The sequence below is a fragment of the Neisseria dumasiana genome, from assembly GCF_022870885.1.
Lineage (GTDB): Bacteria > Pseudomonadota > Gammaproteobacteria > Burkholderiales > Neisseriaceae > Neisseria > Neisseria dumasiana.
Window position 1 is genome coordinate 2149201 of record NZ_CP091509.1, and the last position, 18976, is coordinate 2168176.

At 50.2% G+C, this 18976-nt stretch carries 17 protein-coding genes and 1 pseudogene; 7 read left to right on the plus strand and 11 right to left on the minus strand.

What is annotated here, in order from left to right:
* Positions 1–3: 3 nt before the first annotated feature.
* Positions 4–840, plus strand: coding sequence for an RnfABCDGE type electron transport complex subunit B (locus LVJ88_RS10050; RefSeq protein WP_085417818.1), 837 nt, complete (start codon positions 4–6; stop codon positions 838–840).
* A 257-nt stretch (positions 841–1097) separates the two neighbouring features.
* On the opposite strand, the gene LVJ88_RS10055 is transcribed toward LVJ88_RS10050, so the two are convergent.
* Positions 1098–1577 (minus strand): FKBP-type peptidyl-prolyl cis-trans isomerase, encoded by a 480-nt coding sequence (locus tag LVJ88_RS10055; RefSeq protein ID WP_054600623.1) that lies wholly within the window; start codon positions 1575–1577, stop codon positions 1098–1100.
* 469 nt (positions 1578–2046) lie between these two features.
* Here LVJ88_RS10055 and LVJ88_RS10060 point away from each other — a divergent pair, with 469 nt between their 5' ends.
* The 4 genes from LVJ88_RS10060 to pflA all read left to right on the plus strand — a co-directional run bounded on the left by LVJ88_RS10060 (position 2047) and on the right by pflA (position 7628).
* Entirely contained in the window at positions 2047–2352 is a 306-nt protein-coding gene (locus LVJ88_RS10060) for a hypothetical protein (protein ID WP_054600622.1), read from the plus strand.
* A 325-nt stretch (positions 2353–2677) separates the two neighbouring features.
* Positions 2678–4051: an FAD-binding oxidoreductase gene (locus LVJ88_RS10065; RefSeq protein WP_085417819.1), complete on the plus strand. Its 1374-nt coding sequence runs from the start codon at positions 2678–2680 to the stop codon at positions 4049–4051.
* 338 nt (positions 4052–4389) lie between these two features.
* Positions 4390–6675 (plus strand): formate C-acetyltransferase, encoded by a 2286-nt coding sequence (pflB, locus tag LVJ88_RS10070; RefSeq protein WP_085417820.1) that lies wholly within the window; start codon positions 4390–4392, stop codon positions 6673–6675.
* A 149-nt stretch (positions 6676–6824) separates the two neighbouring features.
* Positions 6825–7628, plus strand: coding sequence for a pyruvate formate lyase 1-activating protein (gene pflA, locus LVJ88_RS10075; protein WP_085417841.1), 804 nt, complete (start codon positions 6825–6827; stop codon positions 7626–7628).
* A 232-nt stretch (positions 7629–7860) separates the two neighbouring features.
* On the opposite strand, the gene LVJ88_RS10080 is transcribed toward pflA, so the two are convergent.
* The 4 genes from LVJ88_RS10080 to LVJ88_RS10095 form a co-directional block, all read right to left on the minus strand.
* Complete coding sequence (locus LVJ88_RS10080; RefSeq protein ID WP_054600645.1) at positions 7861–8550, minus strand: LrgB family protein; 690 nt, start codon at positions 8548–8550, stop codon at positions 7861–7863.
* Positions 8550–8888, minus strand: a complete 339-nt coding sequence (locus LVJ88_RS10085; RefSeq protein ID WP_085357495.1) for a CidA/LrgA family protein — start codon at positions 8886–8888, stop codon at positions 8550–8552. Before LVJ88_RS10085 ends, LVJ88_RS10080 begins: the two co-directional genes overlap by 1 nt.
* A gap of 258 nt (positions 8889–9146) precedes the next feature.
* Positions 9147–9359, minus strand: coding sequence for a hypothetical protein (locus LVJ88_RS10090; protein ID WP_054600647.1), 213 nt, complete (start codon positions 9357–9359; stop codon positions 9147–9149).
* 11 nt (positions 9360–9370) lie between these two features.
* Positions 9371–9955 carry a C40 family peptidase gene (locus LVJ88_RS10095; protein ID WP_054600648.1) on the minus strand — a complete coding sequence of 195 codons (585 nt, stop codon included), beginning with the start codon at positions 9953–9955 and terminating at the stop codon, positions 9371–9373.
* 189 nt (positions 9956–10144) lie between these two features.
* Between LVJ88_RS10095 and LVJ88_RS10100 the strand changes: the two genes are divergently transcribed.
* On the plus strand, positions 10145–11794 hold the full coding sequence (locus LVJ88_RS10100; protein WP_054600649.1) for an ABC1 kinase family protein: 1650 nt from the start codon (positions 10145–10147) through the stop codon (positions 11792–11794).
* Between the two features lie 107 nt (positions 11795–11901).
* Here LVJ88_RS10100 and LVJ88_RS10105 read toward each other — a convergent pair whose 3' ends face one another.
* From LVJ88_RS10105 to LVJ88_RS10130, 6 genes and pseudogenes are all read right to left on the minus strand, one after another.
* Positions 11902–12111, minus strand: a complete 210-nt coding sequence (locus LVJ88_RS10105) for a hypothetical protein (protein ID WP_085355898.1) — start codon at positions 12109–12111, stop codon at positions 11902–11904.
* A gap of 88 nt (positions 12112–12199) precedes the next feature.
* On the minus strand, positions 12200–12412 hold the full coding sequence (locus LVJ88_RS10110; RefSeq protein WP_125940112.1) for a hypothetical protein: 213 nt from the start codon (positions 12410–12412) through the stop codon (positions 12200–12202).
* Positions 12413–12518: 106 nt separating this feature from the next.
* Entirely contained in the window at positions 12519–15149 is a 2631-nt protein-coding gene (gene pepN / locus LVJ88_RS10115; protein ID WP_085417821.1) for an aminopeptidase N, read from the minus strand.
* A 136-nt stretch (positions 15150–15285) separates the two neighbouring features.
* A pseudogene (locus tag LVJ88_RS10120) lies at positions 15286–15456 on the minus strand (lipoprotein signal peptidase); the annotation flags it as partial.
* Between the two features lie 167 nt (positions 15457–15623).
* On the minus strand, positions 15624–16400 hold the full coding sequence (locus LVJ88_RS10125) for a factor H binding protein domain-containing protein (protein ID WP_085417822.1): 777 nt from the start codon (positions 16398–16400) through the stop codon (positions 15624–15626).
* A gap of 466 nt (positions 16401–16866) precedes the next feature.
* Positions 16867–18054, minus strand: coding sequence for a family 20 glycosylhydrolase (locus LVJ88_RS10130; RefSeq protein WP_085417823.1), 1188 nt, complete (start codon positions 18052–18054; stop codon positions 16867–16869).
* 302 nt (positions 18055–18356) lie between these two features.
* Here LVJ88_RS10130 and LVJ88_RS10135 point away from each other — a divergent pair, with 302 nt between their 5' ends.
* Positions 18357–18962, plus strand: a complete 606-nt coding sequence (locus LVJ88_RS10135; protein WP_085417824.1) for a glutathione S-transferase N-terminal domain-containing protein — start codon at positions 18357–18359, stop codon at positions 18960–18962.
* Positions 18963–18976: the final 14 nt, after the last annotated feature.

The window sequence follows — 18976 nt, forward strand, 5'->3', positions numbered from 1 at the left end:
GCCATGAACCTCGTCCAACGCCTCGACCAAATCCTGCCGCAAACCCAATGCAGAGAATGCGGCTACCAAGGCTGCCTGCCCTACGCAGAAGCATTGGCCGACGGTTCCGCCAATATCAACCTGTGCGCACCCGGCGGCGAAACCGTGATGCTCGACATTTCCGCCCTGCTCGGCAAACCGCCCGTCGCACCGGCCAAAATCCAAGAAAAAGCACTCGCTTGGATAGACGAATCCGTGTGCATAGGCTGCACCGCCTGCATCCGCGCCTGCCCCGTCGATGCCATCATGGGCGCATCCAAACAAATGCACACCGTCATCAGCAGCGAATGCACCGGCTGCGGCCTCTGCGTCGCCCCCTGCCCCGTCGACTGCATCTACATGCAGCCGGTTGAAGCCGACCATCTGCCCCAAGCCCGTTTTCTGAGCAGCAGCAACGAAGCCCGCTTTGCCGCCGCCGAACACGCCCGCAAGCGTTACCATTGGCACGAAGCCCGCAAATCACGCGACCAAGAAGAAAAACGCGCCTATCTCGCCGAACGGGAAGCCGCTGCAAAACAAGCACAAACCGCCCCAAACGCAACCGCTCCCAAGCCCGCATTCAACCCTGCCGACTTAATCGCCCAAGCCATGGCCCGCGCCCAAGCGCAACAAGCCCAGCGCGTCGTCCCCGCCAACCGCGAAGCCTACCAAGCCCAACAGCTTGCCGACGCCCAAGAACGCGCCACCTACCGCCGCGCCCAAAGAGATTTGCAATACGGCAACGAAGAAGAAAAAGCCGCCGCGTTGGCCTACTTGCGCAAATACAAAGCCGAACAAGAAGCCAAAGCACTCAAATCGTAACCCGACACCCACCATCAAACATGAGGCCGTCTGAAAACGTTCAGACGGCTTAAAACTTTTGTACTCTCTTCCGTATATAGCAAATAAACTTATTTTTGATACAAGGCAGCAACGCCGCAGCAGAAATGAAGTTTATTTGCCATAGGCCATAGAAAGTCTCTGCACAAAAAATACCCGATTCAATAAAGAATCGGGTATTTTATTGATATCCGAAGCCTTGCCGTGCACACCACAGTTTTCAAGGCCGGCGGAATCATTTAGTGGTGATGGCCGTGCTCGCCGTGAACATGGCCGTGCTCGATTTCTTCAGGCTCCGCATCACGCACGCTTTCAACCGTGGCTTTGAAACGGATTTTCATGCCCGCCAGCGGGTGGTTGCCGTCCACCACGGCTTTACCGTCGGCCACATCGGTTACACGGTACACCCATACGTCGCCGGTTTCAGGATCGTCGGCTTCAAACATCATGCCTACTTCAACCTCAACCGGAAAAACATTAACATCTTCAATACGCACCAGCTCGGGGTCTTGTTCGCCGAAAGCATCGTCGGGAGCAAGCACTACATCTACAACATCGCCCACTTCCTTACCGTGCAGCGCTTCTTCAACTAAAGGGAAAATACCGTCGTAACCGCCGTGGAGATAAACAATAGGCTGTTCGGTTTTATCGAGAAGTTGGTCGTTCGCATCAAACATTTCATAATGGAGCGAAACAACAGAATTTTTTTGGATGGCCATGCCGTGAAGTCCTATCAGTTTTAAAATGTGAATCGATTTTAACACATTAATACATATTCCGAGGGGCAACGGGTATGTTATTTTGAATAAAAAATCAATCAAACACAGCCTTTTATTCCATAAACATGTTGTTTTTTTACTACCAACCACAAAAAATAGCAAAAAAATGCGTAATACCCGCAAAAATAGTTTTTATTGTTATAAAACATATTAATTTTTTGAAATTTCAATGCAAATTTGAATTTTATTACATAAAAAAAGCAAAAATTTGCACCGTTTATTGAACTAATCGGCGCGTTAATATGACTAAGCATCCATATTCTTGCCGAACATCATGGCTGGTTACATTGCATTGGCTTTTAGGGTCGGGCATAATTAGCAAAATTCAGCAATGAATTTCTACAACAAACCGGGGTCGATTCCCGACGTTTAACAATTAATTTTTAAGTCGATTTAAAAGGTATTTAAAATGAAAAAATCTCTGTTTGCCGCTGCTTTGATGTCTTTGTTCTTGGCTGCTTGTGGCGACAATGCCAGCAAAGCCCAAGACGCTGCCGCTAAAGCTTCTGAAGCCGTAGTTGAAGCTGCATCTGCTGCTACCGAAGCTGCTTCTGAAGCTAAAGAAGCTGCCGTTGAAGCTGCTTCTGATGCCAAACAAGCTGTTGCCGAAGGTGCTAAAGACGCTTCTGCCGCTGTTGCCGAAGCCGCTTCTGCTGCTCAAGCTGCCGAAAATGCTTCTGCTGCCGCTTCTGCCGCTGCTTCTGCCGCCAACTAATTTCTGTTTTTCAGAATCAGAGCAAAAAGCAGGATACACAAGTATCCTGCTTTTTGCTTTTTCACAATCTTAAACCTGAAAACAATCGGCAATCGTCGTACAATTTCCGTGTTTACCGCAAACAACCCTATTTTGATACAAACCGGCAAGCCGCAGGCAGTATGCGTAGTACGAAACGGCTCCCACAATCATTACTCTTTGAGCTAAGGCGCAGCAACGCCTTAGCGAGTTAAGTTGATTTGCGATAAAACTTAATCCGGGCGTTAACTTCATAATCTTTCGTTTATTATTCGATACATTTTTTCAGACGGCCTCTTTGCGTATTATGAATCCCCAAGCCATTAAACAAGCCTTTCAAGGCATACTTTCTCCCGCTGAAATTCTCGAAGACGGTTCGGCTTTGCTGACAGACCAACGCCGCCGTTATACCGGCTCTGCCGACCTTATCGTTCAACCCGCCGACGTTGCCGCTGTTCAGGCAGTGATGCGTTTTTGCTTTGAACACCGCATTCCGGTTACGCCCCAAGGAGGCAACACCGGCTTGTGCGGTGCGGCTGTTCCCTCCGGCGGCATATTGCTCAATCTCTCCAAGCTCAACCGCATACGCCATATTGAACCGGCAGATAATGCCATAACGGTAGATGCCGGTGCGGTTTTGCAATGCGTTCAAGAAGCTGCGGCCTCTGCCGGCAGGCTGTTTCCTTTGAGCCTTGCCAGCGAAGGGTCGTGCCAAATCGGCGGCAATATTGCCTGCAATGCGGGAGGGCTGAATGTGTTGCGCTACGGTGCCATGCGTGATTTGGTGCTGGGCTTGGAAGTGGTATTGCCTAACGGAGAACTTATCTCACATCTGCACCCTTTGCACAAAAATACCACCGGATATGATTTGCGCCATTTGTTTATCGGCAGCGAAGGGACTTTAGGCGTGATAACGGGTGCAACACTCAAACTGTTTGCCCGCCCCCAAACCGTTGAAACCGCTTGGGTGGGGGTCGATTCCATTAAACAAGCCGTTGCACTGCTTACCGCTGTTCAAGGCAAATTTGCCGAACGCTTAACCAGTTTTGAATTGGTGAGCGGTTATGCTTTAGAGTTGTCTTCAACATTCAGCCGCATCGGCAAGCCGGTAGAATCTGCGTGGCATGTGCTGTTGGAATTAACGGATTCCATTCAGCACGAAAGCCTTACCGATTTGCTGGCGGAATTTTTGATGGCCGAGGGGTATGAAAATGCAGTCATCGCCCACTCGGAAAGCGAACGCAATGAGCTTTGGACGCTGCGCGAGAATATTTCCGCATCACAGCGCAATCTGGGCACGAGTATCAAACACGACATCGCCGTGCCGATTGCACAGGTAGCCGATTTTGTGGAACGTTGTGCCCAAGCCCTTCAGACGGCCTTTAACGATATTCGGATTGTAGTGTTCGGGCATTTGGGCGACGGCAGCCTCCATTACAATACATTTCTGCCGCATGTTTTGGACAATCAAGTGTATGAGTATGAGGACAAAGTGAACACCATCGTGTATGAACATGTTTTGGCGTGCAACGGAACGATTGCCGCCGAACACGGCATCGGACAGGTAAAAAACCACTGGCTGCCAAGCGTGCGTACAGAAACCGAAATCGCCCTGATGCGTGCCATCAAAGCCCAGCTCGATCCTCACAACATCATGAATCCCGGCAAACTTTTGCCGTAATTTTATTTCAAATCAAGGCCGGATAGCTTTGATACACAAGCTATCCGGCCTTATTGGTTAATATATGGGCATTGTGCAACATGTAGTCAATCCACACCTGCAGACTTCCAACCTGAATCAAACGCACAGCATAGTTTTCTTATTTTACGCCTGCCGACTTTCTTTTTGTAGTTGGGAAACACATTATTTTAAAAACTACATTCTGTTTCCTGACCTATATCAATAAGTAATTTTATTCCATACAAATCAACATCCAAACTTCTTGAATAAGTGCTATTCTGCCCATAACCAACAAATATGCCTATTTCTTTTCTATTTGAAAATTAAGGAGTTTGAATATGACAGCCACCACACAAGAGCGCCCTGCCGCTTGGGCCGGTTTTCAATCGGGCGACTGGGAAAACAGCATTAATGTGCGCGATTTCATTCAGAAAAACTACACCCCTTATGAAGGCAAAGGCGATTTCTTAGCCCCTGCCACCGAAGCCACCACCAAACTGTGGGCAGAAGTGATGGAAGGCATCAAAGTAGAAAACCGCACCCATGCACCGTATAAAATCGATGCGCAAGTGGTTTCCGGCATTACCAGCCACGGCCCGGGCTACATCGACAAAGAGTTGGAAACCGTGGTCGGCCTGCAAACCGACGAGCCTTTAAAACGCTCCATCATGCCTTTCGGCGGCCTGAAAATGGTTCAAGATTCCTGCAAAATCTACGAAGTGGAACTGAACCCTACCGTTACCGAAATTTTCAGCAAATACCGCAAAACCCACAACCAAGGCGTGTTTGACGTTTATACGCCCGATATCCGCCGTTGTCGAAAATCAGGTGTGCTGACCGGCCTGCCCGATGCCTATGGCCGCGGCCGTATCATCGGCGACTACCGCCGCGTTGCCTTATACGGTATCGACCGTTTGATGGCCGATAAAGTTGACCAATTCAATTCGCTGCAACCTGATTTGGAAGCCGGTAAAAACTTAGAAGATGTAATCCGCCGCCGCGAAGAAATCAACGACCAATACAAAGCATTGGCTCAAATGAAAGAAATGGCCGCAAGCTACGGCTTCGATATTTCCGGCCCGGCCAAAAATGCCCGCGAAGCCGTTCAATGGACTTACTTTGCTTATCTGGCAGCCGTGAAATCGCAAAACGGTGCGGCCATGTCGTTCGGCCGTGTAGCCACTTTCTTGGATATTTTCATTGAGCGCGACCTGCAAAACGGTACGCTGACCGAAAGCGAAGCCCAAGAGTTGATCGACCATCTGGTGATGAAACTGCGTATGGTACGCTTCCTGCGTACGCCCGAATACGACCAATTGTTCTCAGGCGACCCGATTTGGGCAACCGAATCCATCGGCGGTATGGGTTTGGACGGCCGCACGCTGGTTACTAAAAACAGCTTCCGCTTCCTGCATACGCTGTACAACATGGGCCCGTCTCCGGAGCCGAATATTACCGTGTTGTGGTCTGAGCAATTGCCGGAAGGCTTCAAACATTTCTGTGCCAAAGTATCTATCGACACTTCGTCTATCCAATACGAAAACGACGATTTGATGCGCCCCGACTTCAACAGCGACGACTACGCCATTGCCTGCTGCGTCAGCCCGATGGTGGTAGGCAAACACATGCAGTTCTTCGGTGCGCGCGCCAACTTGGCCAAAACCTTGTTGTACGCAATCAACGGCGGTGTGGACGAGAAATCGAAAGACCAAGTAGGCCCGAAATCGGAGCCGATTTTGGACGAAGTGTTGGATTTCGACACCGTGATGGCCAAAATGGACAGCTTCATGGATTGGCTGGCAACCCAATATGTTACTGCGTTGAATATTATCCACTACATGCACGATAAATATTCATACGAGGCCGCATTGATGGCATTGCACGACCGCGACATCAAGCGCACCATGGCGTGCGGCATCGCCGGTTTGTCGGTAGCGGCCGACTCGTTATCAGCCATCAAATACGCCAAAGTGAAACCGATCCGCGATGAAGACAATATCGCCATCGACTTTGAAATCGAAGGCGAATACCCGCAATTCGGTAACAACGACGACCGTGTGGACGACATTGCCTGCGACTTGGTGGAACGCTTTATGAAAAAAGTGGCCACCCATCCGATGTACCGCAATGCGATTCCGACCCAATCCGTGCTGACCATCACTTCCAACGTGGTGTACGGCAAAAAAACCGGCAACACGCCCGACGGCCGCCGCGCAGGTGCTCCGTTCGGCCCGGGTGCCAACCCGATGCACGGCCGTGATGTGAACGGCGCAGTCGCTTCGTTGAGTTCGGTAGCGAAACTGCCGTTTGAATTTGCCAAAGACGGTATTTCCTACACCTTCTCGATTGTGCCGGGCGCATTGGGCAAAGACGAACAATCGCGCGAACGCAATCTGGCAGGTTTGATGGACGGCTATTTCCATCACGAAGCCGGCGAAATCGAAGGCGGCCAACACCTGAACGTGAACGTGCTCAACCGCGAAACTCTGATGGACGCGATGGAACATCCCGAGAAATATCCGCAGCTGACCATCCGCGTATCCGGCTACGCCGTCCGCTTCAACTCGCTGACCCGCGAGCAACAGCAAGACGTGATTACCCGCACCTTTACGGCAAACATGTAATCCGGTTCTGGGTTTACCGCAACAATGCCGGGTTCGCAGCCCGGCATTTTTTCAGACGGCTTCAAGCAGCATCAAGGCCGTCTGAAAAAACAACCGCCACCATATAGTAAATAAACTTGTATTTGCTAAAAAACCAACAAGGCAACCCTATGCAATACTACACCATCAAGGCCGAAGAAAATCCGCACCACGAAGGACACCGCGGCTACCACGGCACAGGCATTATCCATTCCATCGAATCCTGCGGCACCGTCGACGGCCCCGGCCTGCGTTTCGTGCTGTTTATGCAAGGCTGCCTGATGCGCTGCCTCTATTGCCATAACCGCGACACTTGGGACATGCATACCGATAAGGCGCAAGAGATGACGGTGGAACAGGTGATGAAGCAGGTATTGTCTTACCGCCATTACCTGAAGGCCACCGGCGGCGGCGTAACGGCTAGCGGCGGCGAACCGTTGCTGCAATACGAATTTATCCGCGACTGGTTCAAAGCCTGTTGGGAGCACAACATCCACACCTGCCTCGACACCAACGGATATGCGCTGCATTACGACGATATTCTCGACGATCTGCTCGACCACACTAATCTCGTAATGCTCGATTTAAAACAAATCGACCCCGAAATCCATCAGGTGCTGGTGGGCATTCCCAACACCAAAACGCTGAAATTCGCCCGCTATCTGGCCGAGCGCAACCAGCCTACGCGGGTGCGTTATGTGCTCGTGCCGGGTTATACCGACGACGACCGTTCCGCCCACCTGCTCGGCGAGTTTATCGGCAACATGGAAAATATCGAAACCGTGGAGCTGCTGCCCTATCACGAACTGGGCGCGCACAAATGGGAATTGTGCGGCGACGAATACAAACTTAAGGGAGTAAAGCCGCCGCCCAAAGAAACCGTGCTGCATATCAAAGAAATTCTCGAAGGCTACGGCAAGAACATTATTTATTAAGATGCCTTATATAAGGCCGTCTGAAAACGAGCTATGCGAGTTTCGCCAAAACGAGCTATGCGAGTTTCGCCAAAACGAGCTATGCGAGTTTCGCCAAAACGAGCTATGCGAGTTTCGCCAAAACGAGCTATGCGAGTTTCGCCAAAACGAGCTATGCGAGTTTCGCCAAAACGAGCTATGCGAGTTTCGCTCAAACCCTTTCAGACGGCCCTATCCGACCGCCCTACACACATCAAAGCAATATCGGAATCAAAACCGGCACCAGTGCAGCAGTCAGCACGCCGTTGAAAATCAAACCCAAACTGGCATAAGCCGCCAGTTTGCGGCTGCGTTCGAGCGAAGCGGCAATGCCCATCGCGTGTGAAGCCGCACCCATCGACATCCCTTGCGAAGTCGGCATGCGTATGGTGCTGACGCTCATCAGCCGGAAACCGATCATCTGCCCCATCATGCCTGCCAAAATCACCGTGGCGGCGGTAATGGCGGGAATACCGCCGATGGTGCGGGTAATCTCAATCGCAATCGGGTTGGTAACGGATTTTGCCGCCAGCGACAGCACCACTTCGTGCCCTGCCCCCATCCACTTGGCAATATACACGCCGGTCACAATGCCCGTTACGCTGCCCGCGGCTTGCGACACCACAATCGGCAACCATTGGCTGCTGATTTTCTTCCAGTTGATATACAGCGGCACCGCCAGCGACACCACCGCCGGTTTCAGCCAAAAATCAATAAACTCGGCTGCATCGTGATAGGTGGCGTAATCGATATCGAACGTTTTCAGATAAGTAATCACCACAATCGTGCTCAACACCACCGGATTGCACAAAAAACTGCCGGTTCGCGCACGCAGCACGTTGGCAATCCAATACACCGTTACCGTGATAAAGAGCATTAAAACGGGATGCGACAACATTTCCATTACCAAAACCTCCGCATCAGTTCGTGCACTTTGCCGGTAACGAACATCACCAAAAATGTGCTGACCACGGTGGCGGTAACGATGGAGAGCAAATCGCGGCCGACGAGATCAAGATAACTCATCACCGCCACGCAAGGCGGCACGAGAAACAGCGAAAGATTGCCCATCAGCACATCAACCATCTGCTGCAACCAAGATGTTTTCACCCAGCCGATATGCAGCGCGCCAAACAGCAAACCCATACCGATAATGCTGCCGGGCAGCTTGATACCGCTGAAATAAATAATGGCTTCGCCTAAAGCCAAAAAGCCGAAAATAATGCTCAACGCTCTGATCATGATATGTGTGTTCTCCTGAAAATCCCCTGTATGGTTCCGTGTAACGCGACTTGAAGATGAGGCCGTCTGAAACCGATTGCACAAACGCAAACGAAAAGCCCCGCCCGTTTGTTAAGTTGTTAATCTGTGTAAATCATAACCCTACGCAGGCCGTCTGAAAAGGCAAAACGGCCGAAAATGCAAAAGAAAAACGGAATCTGACTAAGATTCCGTATTCATCGAAACAATCATTGCGCGCTTGCGGTTTAACATGCGCTTTTATTTGTAGGGGTTTTCCACCCCGTCTATCAAACGGTGCAGATATTCACGCAACTGCGCTTCGCCGCACCCCATCAGCAGCGCATCTTCAAACGCATCTTGTGCCGTTTGAAAAAGCTCGGTCATGTTTTCCGTCATCACCTTGATTTTTTCGGTGCACGAAACGATTTCGCCGTCGTCGCTATACCATTTCGGCATTTCGGGCATACTCATGGCGGCTCACCTCAATTCAAAAAGCGTGAAGGATCGTTTTTCTTTACCCTGCGGCCGAAGGCATATTTCGAGTTCCAATATTTATTGCTCAAGCTGGTGATTTCAATGCGCTTACCCGAGCGCGGCGCATGGATAAAGCGGTTGTTGCCGATATACAGCCCCACATGCGAAATACGCCCGCCGCCCATGGTTCGGAAAAACACCATATCGCCCGGCTGGAGATTGGAGCGGCTCACATGTTCGCCCATTCTCGCCTGCTCTGCCGAAGTGCGCGGCAGGCTGATCTGCATACTGCGTTTGAAAATATGCTGCATAAAACCGCTGCAATCAAAACCGGTGCTGGCCGAAGTGCCGCCGTAGCGGTAAGCCACCCCCAGCAAACCCATGGCACTGCCGATTAAATCGTCGGCATCGCGGCGGGTAATGGGCACGCTTTTTTCATCGTTCACCACTTCAACCGCTTTATACTGCGAATTTTGCTGGCCTTGCAGGCGCAGCAGGCTCTCAATTTCATCGGCTTGCGCCGCACCCATGCCCGACAGCATCAGGCAAACGGTGGCAAAAACTGCGCTACACCATTGTTTCCATTGGTTCATTTATTCATTATTCCGTAAATTTCTTTTCAGACGGCCTGAGGCATCTTTATATGTTATTCTGTGTATAGCAGTTTGACGATCAACTTCTGCATCGTCATACTCGCTGTCGAAGCATAACGGAATGTACATCAATTTTTCGTGAAAATAACTATAGATTCTGAAATCAGCCGCTAAGATACAGCAAAAGCCATGATGATTCCAACTTTACTTGCCATGCGCGATTTCTCCCGTATGCGCGAGATTATCGCCATTCTGACCAAATACGGTTTGGGCGAATTTGTTCAGCGCATCAAACTCTCTTCACAAAGCAGCCACGAAGGCGAATCCGCGCCCGAAAGCCGCTACATGAGCACGCCGCGCCGGTTTCGCATGGCGTTTGAAGAGTTGGGGCCGACTTTCGTCAAACTCGGCCAAGTGCTGTCGACCCGCGTCGATATTTTCAGCGCCGAATGGATTGAAGAATTCGAGCGGCTGCAAAGCAATGTCGCACCGATTCCCACCGCCGATATCCGCACGCTGATCGAATCGCACTTGGGGCAGCCTGCCGAACAGGTATTCCGGCACATCGACCCCCAACCCATCGGCAGCGCATCGATTGCGCAAGTCCACCGTGCCGAGCTGACCAACGGCGAAACCGTAGCCGTTAAAATCAAACGCCCCGACATCGAGCCGACCATACAGGCCGATTTGCGCATTCTAACCCATCTGGCCAATCTAATCGAATCCGAAATCCCCGAAACCCGCCGCTACCAGCCCGTGCAGATGGTGCAGTATTTCGCCCGCAGCCTCGATAAAGAAACCGATTTATCCATCGAACTGCGCTATATGCAGCGGTTTGAAACCACGTTTCAAAACCACCCGTTTATCCATATTCCCAAAGTTTATCAAGAATATTCCAACCGCCACATTCTCGTGCAGGAATACGTTTCCGACACCTTGCTGAAAGACATGCCGTCTGAAACGCTTGATGCCGCCACCCGCCGCACACTCGCCGGCCGCATTACCGACACCCTCTTCATCATGATACTCAAGCAGGGTTTCTTTCATGCCGACCCGCACCCGGGCAATATTTTCCTCAACGGCGACGGCCGCATCACCCTGATTGATTTCGGCTTGGTCGGCCATCTCAGCAGCACCCGCCGCCGCGAAATCATCGACCTCATCAACGCCCTCACCCATCGCGACCAATTCACCATGCAGTATGTGTTGAGCAACTGGGCGCAAGGCGAGCTGCCCGATGAAAACCTGCTCGGCGCCGACGTTTTGGAAATGCTGCTCAACTACGAGCACACGCCCATACGCGATTTACGCATCAGCCAAGTGATCAACGACATCACCCAAATCATGCGCCGCCACGGGCTGACCCTGCCCGGCGACTTGGTGATGCTGTTCAAAACCCTGATTACCCTCGAAGGAGTAGTCAAACGGCTCGACGGCAGCACCGAACTGCTGGAACAGGCCAAGCCGATTGTGGCGGAAGTGTTCGGCGAACGCGCGTCGCCCGAACACATACTGCGTAAAAGCAAAATGCACGCCCAAACCATCGTGCAGGCGCTCGACGAATTGCCGCAAAACCTCTTCCGCCTCAGCCGCCGCCTGCAAAAAGGCCAAGTGGGGCTGAATATCGACTTCAAGCATTTCGACCAACTCAGCCACCAAATCGACCGCGCCACCAACCGCCTGACCATGGGCATTGTTACTGCCGCGCTGATCATCGGCTCGTCTATCGTGATGAGCATCGAAACCGGCCCGAAATTTATCGGCTTTATCGGCTACCTGCTGGCCTTTGCCAACAGCGTGTGGATTATTTGGTCGATTTGGCGGTCGGGCAAACATTAAAGTTTGTTTATCGGTGCATATATAAACCGTTCTCTTTAAATATAAACAGCAATGAGGCCGTCTGAAAAACTGTTTTCAGACGGCCTCATTGCTGAAATAATGACCCACTACGCCAGCCATTTCCATTTCGCCGTGCGCTTTACCGCATGATAAGCAATCAGCATCGACCATGTAAAAACACAGCCATTCACCCAATTGTTACCAATTGAACGCGCCGCGAGCCAATCCGATAAAAAACGGTCGGCAATGTAATACTGCAAGCGCATCAAAATAAACATAAGGAAAACAAATAAAAAAAATTGCCGCCAGTTATTCATAACTTTTCCTCTCATAGCCTTTCTTATTTTAAGGTGCAAAGACAATACTTTTTACAACAAGCAATGTCTTTGCGCTTTAAATTACGATTTAATAATCGGTTCCGGCTTTATTGTTTGAATTCGGCCCGGTTAAGCCGTGCTCGATTTCAAAAATAGGTCTCCTATTATAGGGAGAAGCAAGATTTCCTGCCAAACCTCCCCAACCAGCCCGCCCTTGTCCTGCAACAGATGCTGCTTTGCTAACCTCATCATAGCGAGCAGCTCCCATTCTTCCACCAACAACAAGCTCTAAGTCTTTCAAATTCCATCATATTTTCACTCCTTCGAATAAAATGAAATGACCAAAATATCAACAGCAAGAGGCCGTCTGAAAAACAGTTTTTCAGACGGCCTCTTGCTCTCTATCGTCAAGCCAGAATCTTGCCGACGATTTCCGATACGTCTTTCGACAAGCCGCTCTGCTGTTGAATCTGCTGCAACTGCGCTTTCATCAGCTCTCTGCGTGTCGGCTCCAGCTTGTTGCAGATATTGAATGCCTGCACCAAACGCGATGCCACTTGCGGGTTGAAGCGGTCGATTTCCATCACTTTAGCCGCGATAAAGGCATAGCCCGAGCCGTCTTGGGCGTGGAAATGCGGCACGTTGCGGCTGAACGCGCCCAACAGCGCGCGGGCTTTATTGGGGTTTTCCAAGCTGAATTTCGGGTGGGCTAAGGCCGTCTGAATCTGCTCCGGCGTGTCGTTGCGGTGGCTCGATGCGATCAGCGCAAAGTATTTGTCCATCACCAACGCGTCTTCGCTGAATTTTTCGGCGAAGGCGGCCAGCAGTTGGTTGCGTGTGTCGTGCGGGTTGTGGTTGACGGCAGACAAAATCCCCCATTCGTGGGTCATGTTTTTGGCCATGGCATCGTAGCGTTCGGCCACCACGCGGATATGGTCGGGGTCGGCACGCAGCACAAAGGCGCGGCAAATGTTGCGCAGGCTGCGCCATCCGGCCAGCTCGGGGCTGTATTCGTAGCGCACGGCTTCGTCTGCCGCCTGCTCTTTGGCGGCAGACTGTTCGTTTAAGGCCATAAAATGCTGCTTGAACTGAACGGCCAGCTTGTCGAGCAAGGCTTCGCGGGCGCGGTGGACGAGCAGCGGGTCGATATTCTCGCCGTCGGCCCACAGTTCGGTTTCGGGCGGCACTTGCAACAGCATGGCTTTGAAGCTTGCACTGATGTCGGCATCCAACACATATTCAAACGCTTTCAGCAGCGTGGCGTGTTGCGGCAGCGGCCGACCTTCGCGCAATGCGGCTTCATTGGCGGCAATGGCGCGGCGGTACAGGGTTTGCCCTGCTTCCCAGCGGGCGAAGGGATCGGTATCGGCAGAAAGCAATACGCTCAATTCTTCGTCGCTGTAATCGTAGTTCAAATGCACGGGGGCGGAAAAGCCGCGCAACAGCGAAGGCACGACGGGCACGCCGACGCCGTGCAACACAAACTCTTGCTCGGCTTGCGTTACCGCCAACACCGCTTCTGTTTGAGCGGTATCGCTTTCAGGCCGTCTGAATGCAACGGGGCGGCCTGTTTGGGCATCAAACAAAGCGATTTTCAGCGGCATCATCATCGGTTGTTTTTCGGCCATATCGGGCGTGGGCGGCACGGTTTGCTTAACGTTCAACACATAATCGCCGTTGTCTTTCAGACGGCCTGTTACGTCCAGCACGGGCGTGCCGGCTTGGCTGTACCACAAGGCGAACCGGCTGAAATCGAAACCGTTGGCATCGGCCATGGCGGCGCGGAAATCGTCGCAGGTTACGGCTTGCCCGTCATGGCGTTCAAAATAAAGTTTCATGCCTTTTTGGAAGCCCGCTTCGCCCAAGAACGTATGGTACATGCGCACCACTTCGGCACCTTTTTCATACACGGTCATGGTGTAGAAATTGTTCATCTCTTCATAAAAGGCGGGGCGTACGGGATGGGCGGTCGGCCCTGCATCTTCGGGAAACTGGTGCTGGCGCAGCATGGCCACGTTGTCGATGCGGCAGGTGCCGTGGTCGATACGGTCGGCGGAAAACTCTTGGTCGCGGAATACCGTCAGCCCTTCTTTGAGCGACAGTTGGAACCAGTCACGGCAGGTTACGCGGTTGCCCGTCCAGTTGTGGAAATATTCGTGGGCAATCACGCTTTCGATACCGGCAAAATCGGCATCGGTGGCGGTGCGGCTGTCGGCCAGCACATATTTGGTGTTGAAAATGTTCAGCCCCTTGTTTTCCATCGCACCCATGTTGAAGTCGCCGACGGCCACAACCATGTAGATATCGAGGTCGTATTCGAGGCCGAAGCGGGTTTCGTCCCACTTCATCGCATGTTTGAGCGACTGCACGGCAAAATCGACTTTGCCCGCATCTTCGGCGCGGGTGTAAAACTCAATCGCCACTTCGCGCCCGCTTGCGGTGGTAAACGTGTCGCGCGTAAGGCTCAAATCGCCCGCCACCAAGGCAAACAGATAGCTTGGCTTGGCAAACGGGTCGGCCCATTTCACCCAATGGCGGCCGTCTGAAAGCGTGCCGCCGTCCACTTTATTGCCGTTGGACAACATCACGGGATAACGCGCGGCATCGGCAGTGATGGTTACGGTAAACACCGACATCACGTCGGGGCGGTCGGGGTAAAACGTGATTTTACGGAAACCTTCCGGCTCGCATTGGGTAAACAGGTTGCCGCCGGAAGCATACAGCCCCATCAGCGATTTGTTTTCAGACGGCCTGATCAGGGTTTCGACCGATACGGTAAATGCTTCGGCAGGCACTTGAGCCAACACCAGCTTGTCGTCTTCAAGCGTATAAGCCTGCGTTTCTTCTCCGTTGATTTTAACCGACAGCAATTCGGCCGAACCGTCGAGCACCAACGGCGAACCGGCTTGCTGCGGCTCTATGTTCAAATGCGCCGTTACAACGGTATGGGTGTTTCGGATATCAAAATGCAGTTCGGTTGCCGGCACCAAATAGGCGGGCGCAACATAATCTTTTAAGTAATGCACGGTTTTATTCATATTGTTCTCTGTAATCAAACATAAAGTAGAAATAGGGAAAAGGCCGGAAACGTATGGCTCGAAATCTTGGCAAAACCCTCAGATATGGATGCAGTTCAAGGCGCAACAGCACAGCGAGTGCAGACCTATCAATATAAGGCTGAGACCTTTGCAAAACCCTCAGATGTGGATGCAGTTCAAGGCGTAGCAGCACAGCGAGTGCAGACATATCATACAGATAGGCAAACGAGCGAGCAGCGCACAACGCAGAAATGCGCCGCAGATGGGGGTTTTGCAAAGGTCTCAGGCTAAGCGGGCGGGTATAAATGGGGGTTTTGTAAAAGTCTCGGCTCGGCAAACCGCTATGATACACGACTCGGCTCACACCCGAAGACCCGTTTTGAAATCACATCGGGCCGTCTGAAAACTTTTCAGACGGCCCGATGTGATTCGGATAGAAAGGAATAAGAAAGGAATATATGATGAAATCAGATATTAATCACGTTTGCCGATCACACCGATTTCGCCTTTTTTATGGAACACTTGACCGGCAATTTCTTCTGCTTTCGGGCCGAAGAAGCTCAAATTGTAATCGCCTTCTCCCAATTTTTCAGAATGGGTTTTGCCTTCAATAGCGTGGGTAACTACCACCTTAGAGCTGTCTGCTGCATTACTGATCGCACCATTGCTAAATGCTGTTTCGTGCAAATCAATCGTACCGGTTTCATTAATACCGGTAATCTTACCGCTGCCCACTTTTTTATCGAAATCAACGTTGTAAGTTAAACGGCCGGTTTCACTGTTGCTGAATGCCGCGCCGTTGTAAGTATATTTACCGGCAGTAGGCAGGGTTTGGGTGGCTTCGCCGTTAATCAGCTTAACTTGCATCGGCATTTTCATATCCGGGCTGTTATCGTCGGGATCGCCGCCGGTAGTCGGCTGCAACGCGAACGAACCCGCAACCACAGAATAAGCTTGGCGGTAGGCACGGAAAGCTTCTTTTCCGTTTACTCCCTCAACCAATTCATTTTTGGCCATCTTACCCACATTGTGCTGCACTCCCGCCAATGTAACGGTATAGTCGCTCAAGTTTTGGCTGGTTTTTTTAGCTTCCTCTTTATTAGTATTCTCCGCAGCCAATGCCGCTTTAACACCTTGAATGTCTGCATGGGAAGTTGCTGCCGTTGAAGGGCTGCCGCTACCGCCACCGCCGCAAGCAGCCATACCCAAAGTGATCAAAGTAGCCAATGCGATTTTTTTGTGAATAGACATTTCCGTAATCCTCGTGTTTGTTTTATGTAAAAGTTAATGTGATTCACTGTCACGGGTGCATATTATCAATTCGCAACATATCTTTACAAGACAGAAACATGTAAAAATGCAAAATAGTTATGAATTTTACATTTCAATATCTGCAAATATGAAAAATCGAGCAATTTAAATGCTTTTGTAATATTTAATATAAATAAATAATTTTATAATTTAATGTTTTTATTTAATTTATATAAAATAAAATATTTTTCGATATTTTTATCCCAATATTTTTATCCGTGTACTTTAATTGCAACATTAATAATTTCTTATGAAATAATTATTTTTAATTGCAAATATTTATTTACATTTCTTTTCGATTCGACTTCGAAAAACGAATGTTCGATTTAACAAAAAACGGAAAAACACATGATCTGTTTTTCCGTTTTTTGGCTGCCTGCAAATGTGAAAGAATGAAGTTTTTACCTTAACGATCAGCTTGTTGCGTTTTACGGATTACCGAGGCCAAAGGCTTTGCCGCATATTTGCGAATCGTATCGGTATCGAGCTTGCCGCTGTTTTCACCCCAAATGGCCAATGCCGCTCCCAAAATCTTATCGGTATTCCTTACCGCATTATCACGGTTCTCTCCGTCCCATACGCCCAAGCTCCAACGCTTTTCAATATCTTTACGGGCAAAATCTATATCGTGGCTGAAGTTGCGGTCTTGGGGTACGAGATAAAGATAATAAGAATTGTAATTCAGCACCGAAAACCCTTTATCCATCAAATAGGGCATGCTTGCGCGCAATTTACGCCGTTTTTGTGCCGTATCTTGATTTTGAGTGTCTCCGTCGTAACTCCAATAAGTGATTTGGATGTTGCGGTTCAGTTGATCTACCGTATTTTTAATCAGCCCGTCGTTCCACATTCGGGTGATTAATTTTTTTTGTGCCAAATGATCGTTCAACATATTGGCATAGCGGATAAATTCATGGTTACTCTCTGCGCTGTAACCGAACTCGTCGCCGCCAATATGGAAATGCCTGCTGTTTTTGCCGAAAGCGCCGGCAACTTCGTCGATCAAGGCCTTAACCAAGGCAACGCTTTTCGGGTTGTTGATGTTGATTTCGTCTTCCGCACGCGGCGATTTCAACGCATCGGTATAGGCTTTACCGTGTTTGTGTTCGAGCAGCGTAAAAATACCGTTCATATGGTTCGGGCTGCCGACTTCCGGCACCAGTTCGATTTTGCGTGCGGCCGCATATCGGGCAATTTCATTTACCTGCTCGAAACTCAAAAACGGTTTGCCTGTTTTAGGGTTAACGTACACTCCGTTTTGACCGCGTTTGGCATATTGTGCATTTTGGCCGAGCAGGTTGCTTTCCAAAGCATAATTCTCATGGTCGGAAAAATGCAGATGCAGGAACGTGCCGCCCGATTTAGCCAAATCATCGATAAAATCTTTAATGGTATGAACAGGGTAAAACCGTCTGGCCGTATCCAACATTAAACCGCCCTGCTTGTGCCGGCTATGGGTATGCGCGCCGGCGGCCTCAGAAGTATGAGAACCTGCGTGTGCAAACAACGGTACGGTTAACGAAAAAACGGCAACCAGCAAATGCAAAGTGCGCTTGGAAACAAATTTAGGTAAAAAGCGGATTTCTCTAATCATAAATATTTGATATGTATATTGATTTACTGCTTATTTTTACATTGTAACTTAATTTCAGTGAATTTTTCCCATCATTGCGAGAATCTGGGTTAAATACCCGTTTGTTTTGTTCCGCCCACAGCAGAATGAAAAATTCCCTTTTATTGCTCCCCCGCGCCCAGAAACAAAGAAAACTATTTTAAAACATGATGTTAAAACAGATTTCTGGCTTAAAAAAAACGAATCTATTATAATAACGCCATTTCTACCTCTACAATCAAGCAGGCCGTCTGAAAAGACGGCTTTCAGCAGGAGCTTCCGTCATGATGACACTTTACTCGGGCATTACCTGCCCGTTCAGCCAGCGTTGCCGCTTTGTTTTGTTTGAAAAAGGCATGGATTTTGAAATCAAAGATGTCGATGTATTCAACAAACCTGAAGACTTGGCCATTATGAACCCCTACAACCAAGTGCCGGTATTGGTTGAACGCGATTTGATTCTGCACGAATCCAACATCATCAACGAATATATCGACGAGCGTTTTCCCCACCCCCAATTAATGCCAGGCGACCCCGTTATGCGTGGCCGCGGCCGTTTGGTGCTGTTCCGCATGGAAAAAGAGCTGTTCAGCCATGTGCAGGTATTGGAAAACCCCGAAGCCAGCAGCAAAGAGCAAGCGAAAGCGCGTGAAGCGATTGCCCAAGGCCTGACCATGTTGGCACCTGCATTTACCAAAACCAAATACATCATGGGCGACGACTTCTCGATGATTGACGTGGCTTTGTCTCCGCTGTTATGGCGTTTGGACCACTACGACATCAAACTGGGCAAATCCGCCGCCCCGATTTTGAAATACGCCGAACGCATTTTCCAACGCGAAGCCTTTATCGAAGCCCTTACCCCCGCAGAAAAAGCCATGCGCCGCTGATAAAGGCCGTCTGA

What these genes read in the sequence shown, in the direction of transcription:
- LVJ88_RS10130 (WP_085417823.1), bottom strand. Translation starts at nt 18,054, where the DNA reads ATGATTAGAGAAATCCGCTTTTTACCTAAATTTGTTTCCAAGCGCACT.
- LVJ88_RS10050 (WP_085417818.1), top strand. Translation starts at nt 4, where the DNA reads ATGAACCTCGTCCAACGCCTCGACCAAATCCTGCCGCAAACCCAATGC.
- pflA (WP_085417841.1), top strand. Translation starts at nt 6,825, where the DNA reads ATGCAATACTACACCATCAAGGCCGAAGAAAATCCGCACCACGAAGGA.
- LVJ88_RS10105 (WP_085355898.1), bottom strand. Translation starts at nt 12,111, where the DNA reads ATGAATAACTGGCGGCAATTTTTTTTATTTGTTTTCCTTATGTTTATT.
- LVJ88_RS10090 (WP_054600647.1), bottom strand. Translation starts at nt 9,359, where the DNA reads ATGAGTATGCCCGAAATGCCGAAATGGTATAGCGACGACGGCGAAATC.
- LVJ88_RS10085 (WP_085357495.1), bottom strand. Translation starts at nt 8,888, where the DNA reads ATGATCAGAGCGTTGAGCATTATTTTCGGCTTTTTGGCTTTAGGCGAA.
- pepN (WP_085417821.1), bottom strand. Translation starts at nt 15,149, where the DNA reads ATGAATAAAACCGTGCATTACTTAAAAGATTATGTTGCGCCCGCCTAT.
- LVJ88_RS10125 (WP_085417822.1), bottom strand. Translation starts at nt 16,400, where the DNA reads ATGTCTATTCACAAAAAAATCGCATTGGCTACTTTGATCACTTTGGGT.
- LVJ88_RS10135 (WP_085417824.1), top strand. Translation starts at nt 18,357, where the DNA reads ATGATGACACTTTACTCGGGCATTACCTGCCCGTTCAGCCAGCGTTGC.
- LVJ88_RS10060 (WP_054600622.1), top strand. Translation starts at nt 2,047, where the DNA reads ATGAAAAAATCTCTGTTTGCCGCTGCTTTGATGTCTTTGTTCTTGGCT.
- LVJ88_RS10065 (WP_085417819.1), top strand. Translation starts at nt 2,678, where the DNA reads ATGAATCCCCAAGCCATTAAACAAGCCTTTCAAGGCATACTTTCTCCC.
- LVJ88_RS10055 (WP_054600623.1), bottom strand. Translation starts at nt 1,577, where the DNA reads ATGGCCATCCAAAAAAATTCTGTTGTTTCGCTCCATTATGAAATGTTT.
- LVJ88_RS10100 (WP_054600649.1), top strand. Translation starts at nt 10,145, where the DNA reads ATGATGATTCCAACTTTACTTGCCATGCGCGATTTCTCCCGTATGCGC.
- LVJ88_RS10095 (WP_054600648.1), bottom strand. Translation starts at nt 9,955, where the DNA reads ATGAACCAATGGAAACAATGGTGTAGCGCAGTTTTTGCCACCGTTTGC.
- LVJ88_RS10080 (WP_054600645.1), bottom strand. Translation starts at nt 8,550, where the DNA reads ATGGAAATGTTGTCGCATCCCGTTTTAATGCTCTTTATCACGGTAACG.
- pflB (WP_085417820.1), top strand. Translation starts at nt 4,390, where the DNA reads ATGACAGCCACCACACAAGAGCGCCCTGCCGCTTGGGCCGGTTTTCAA.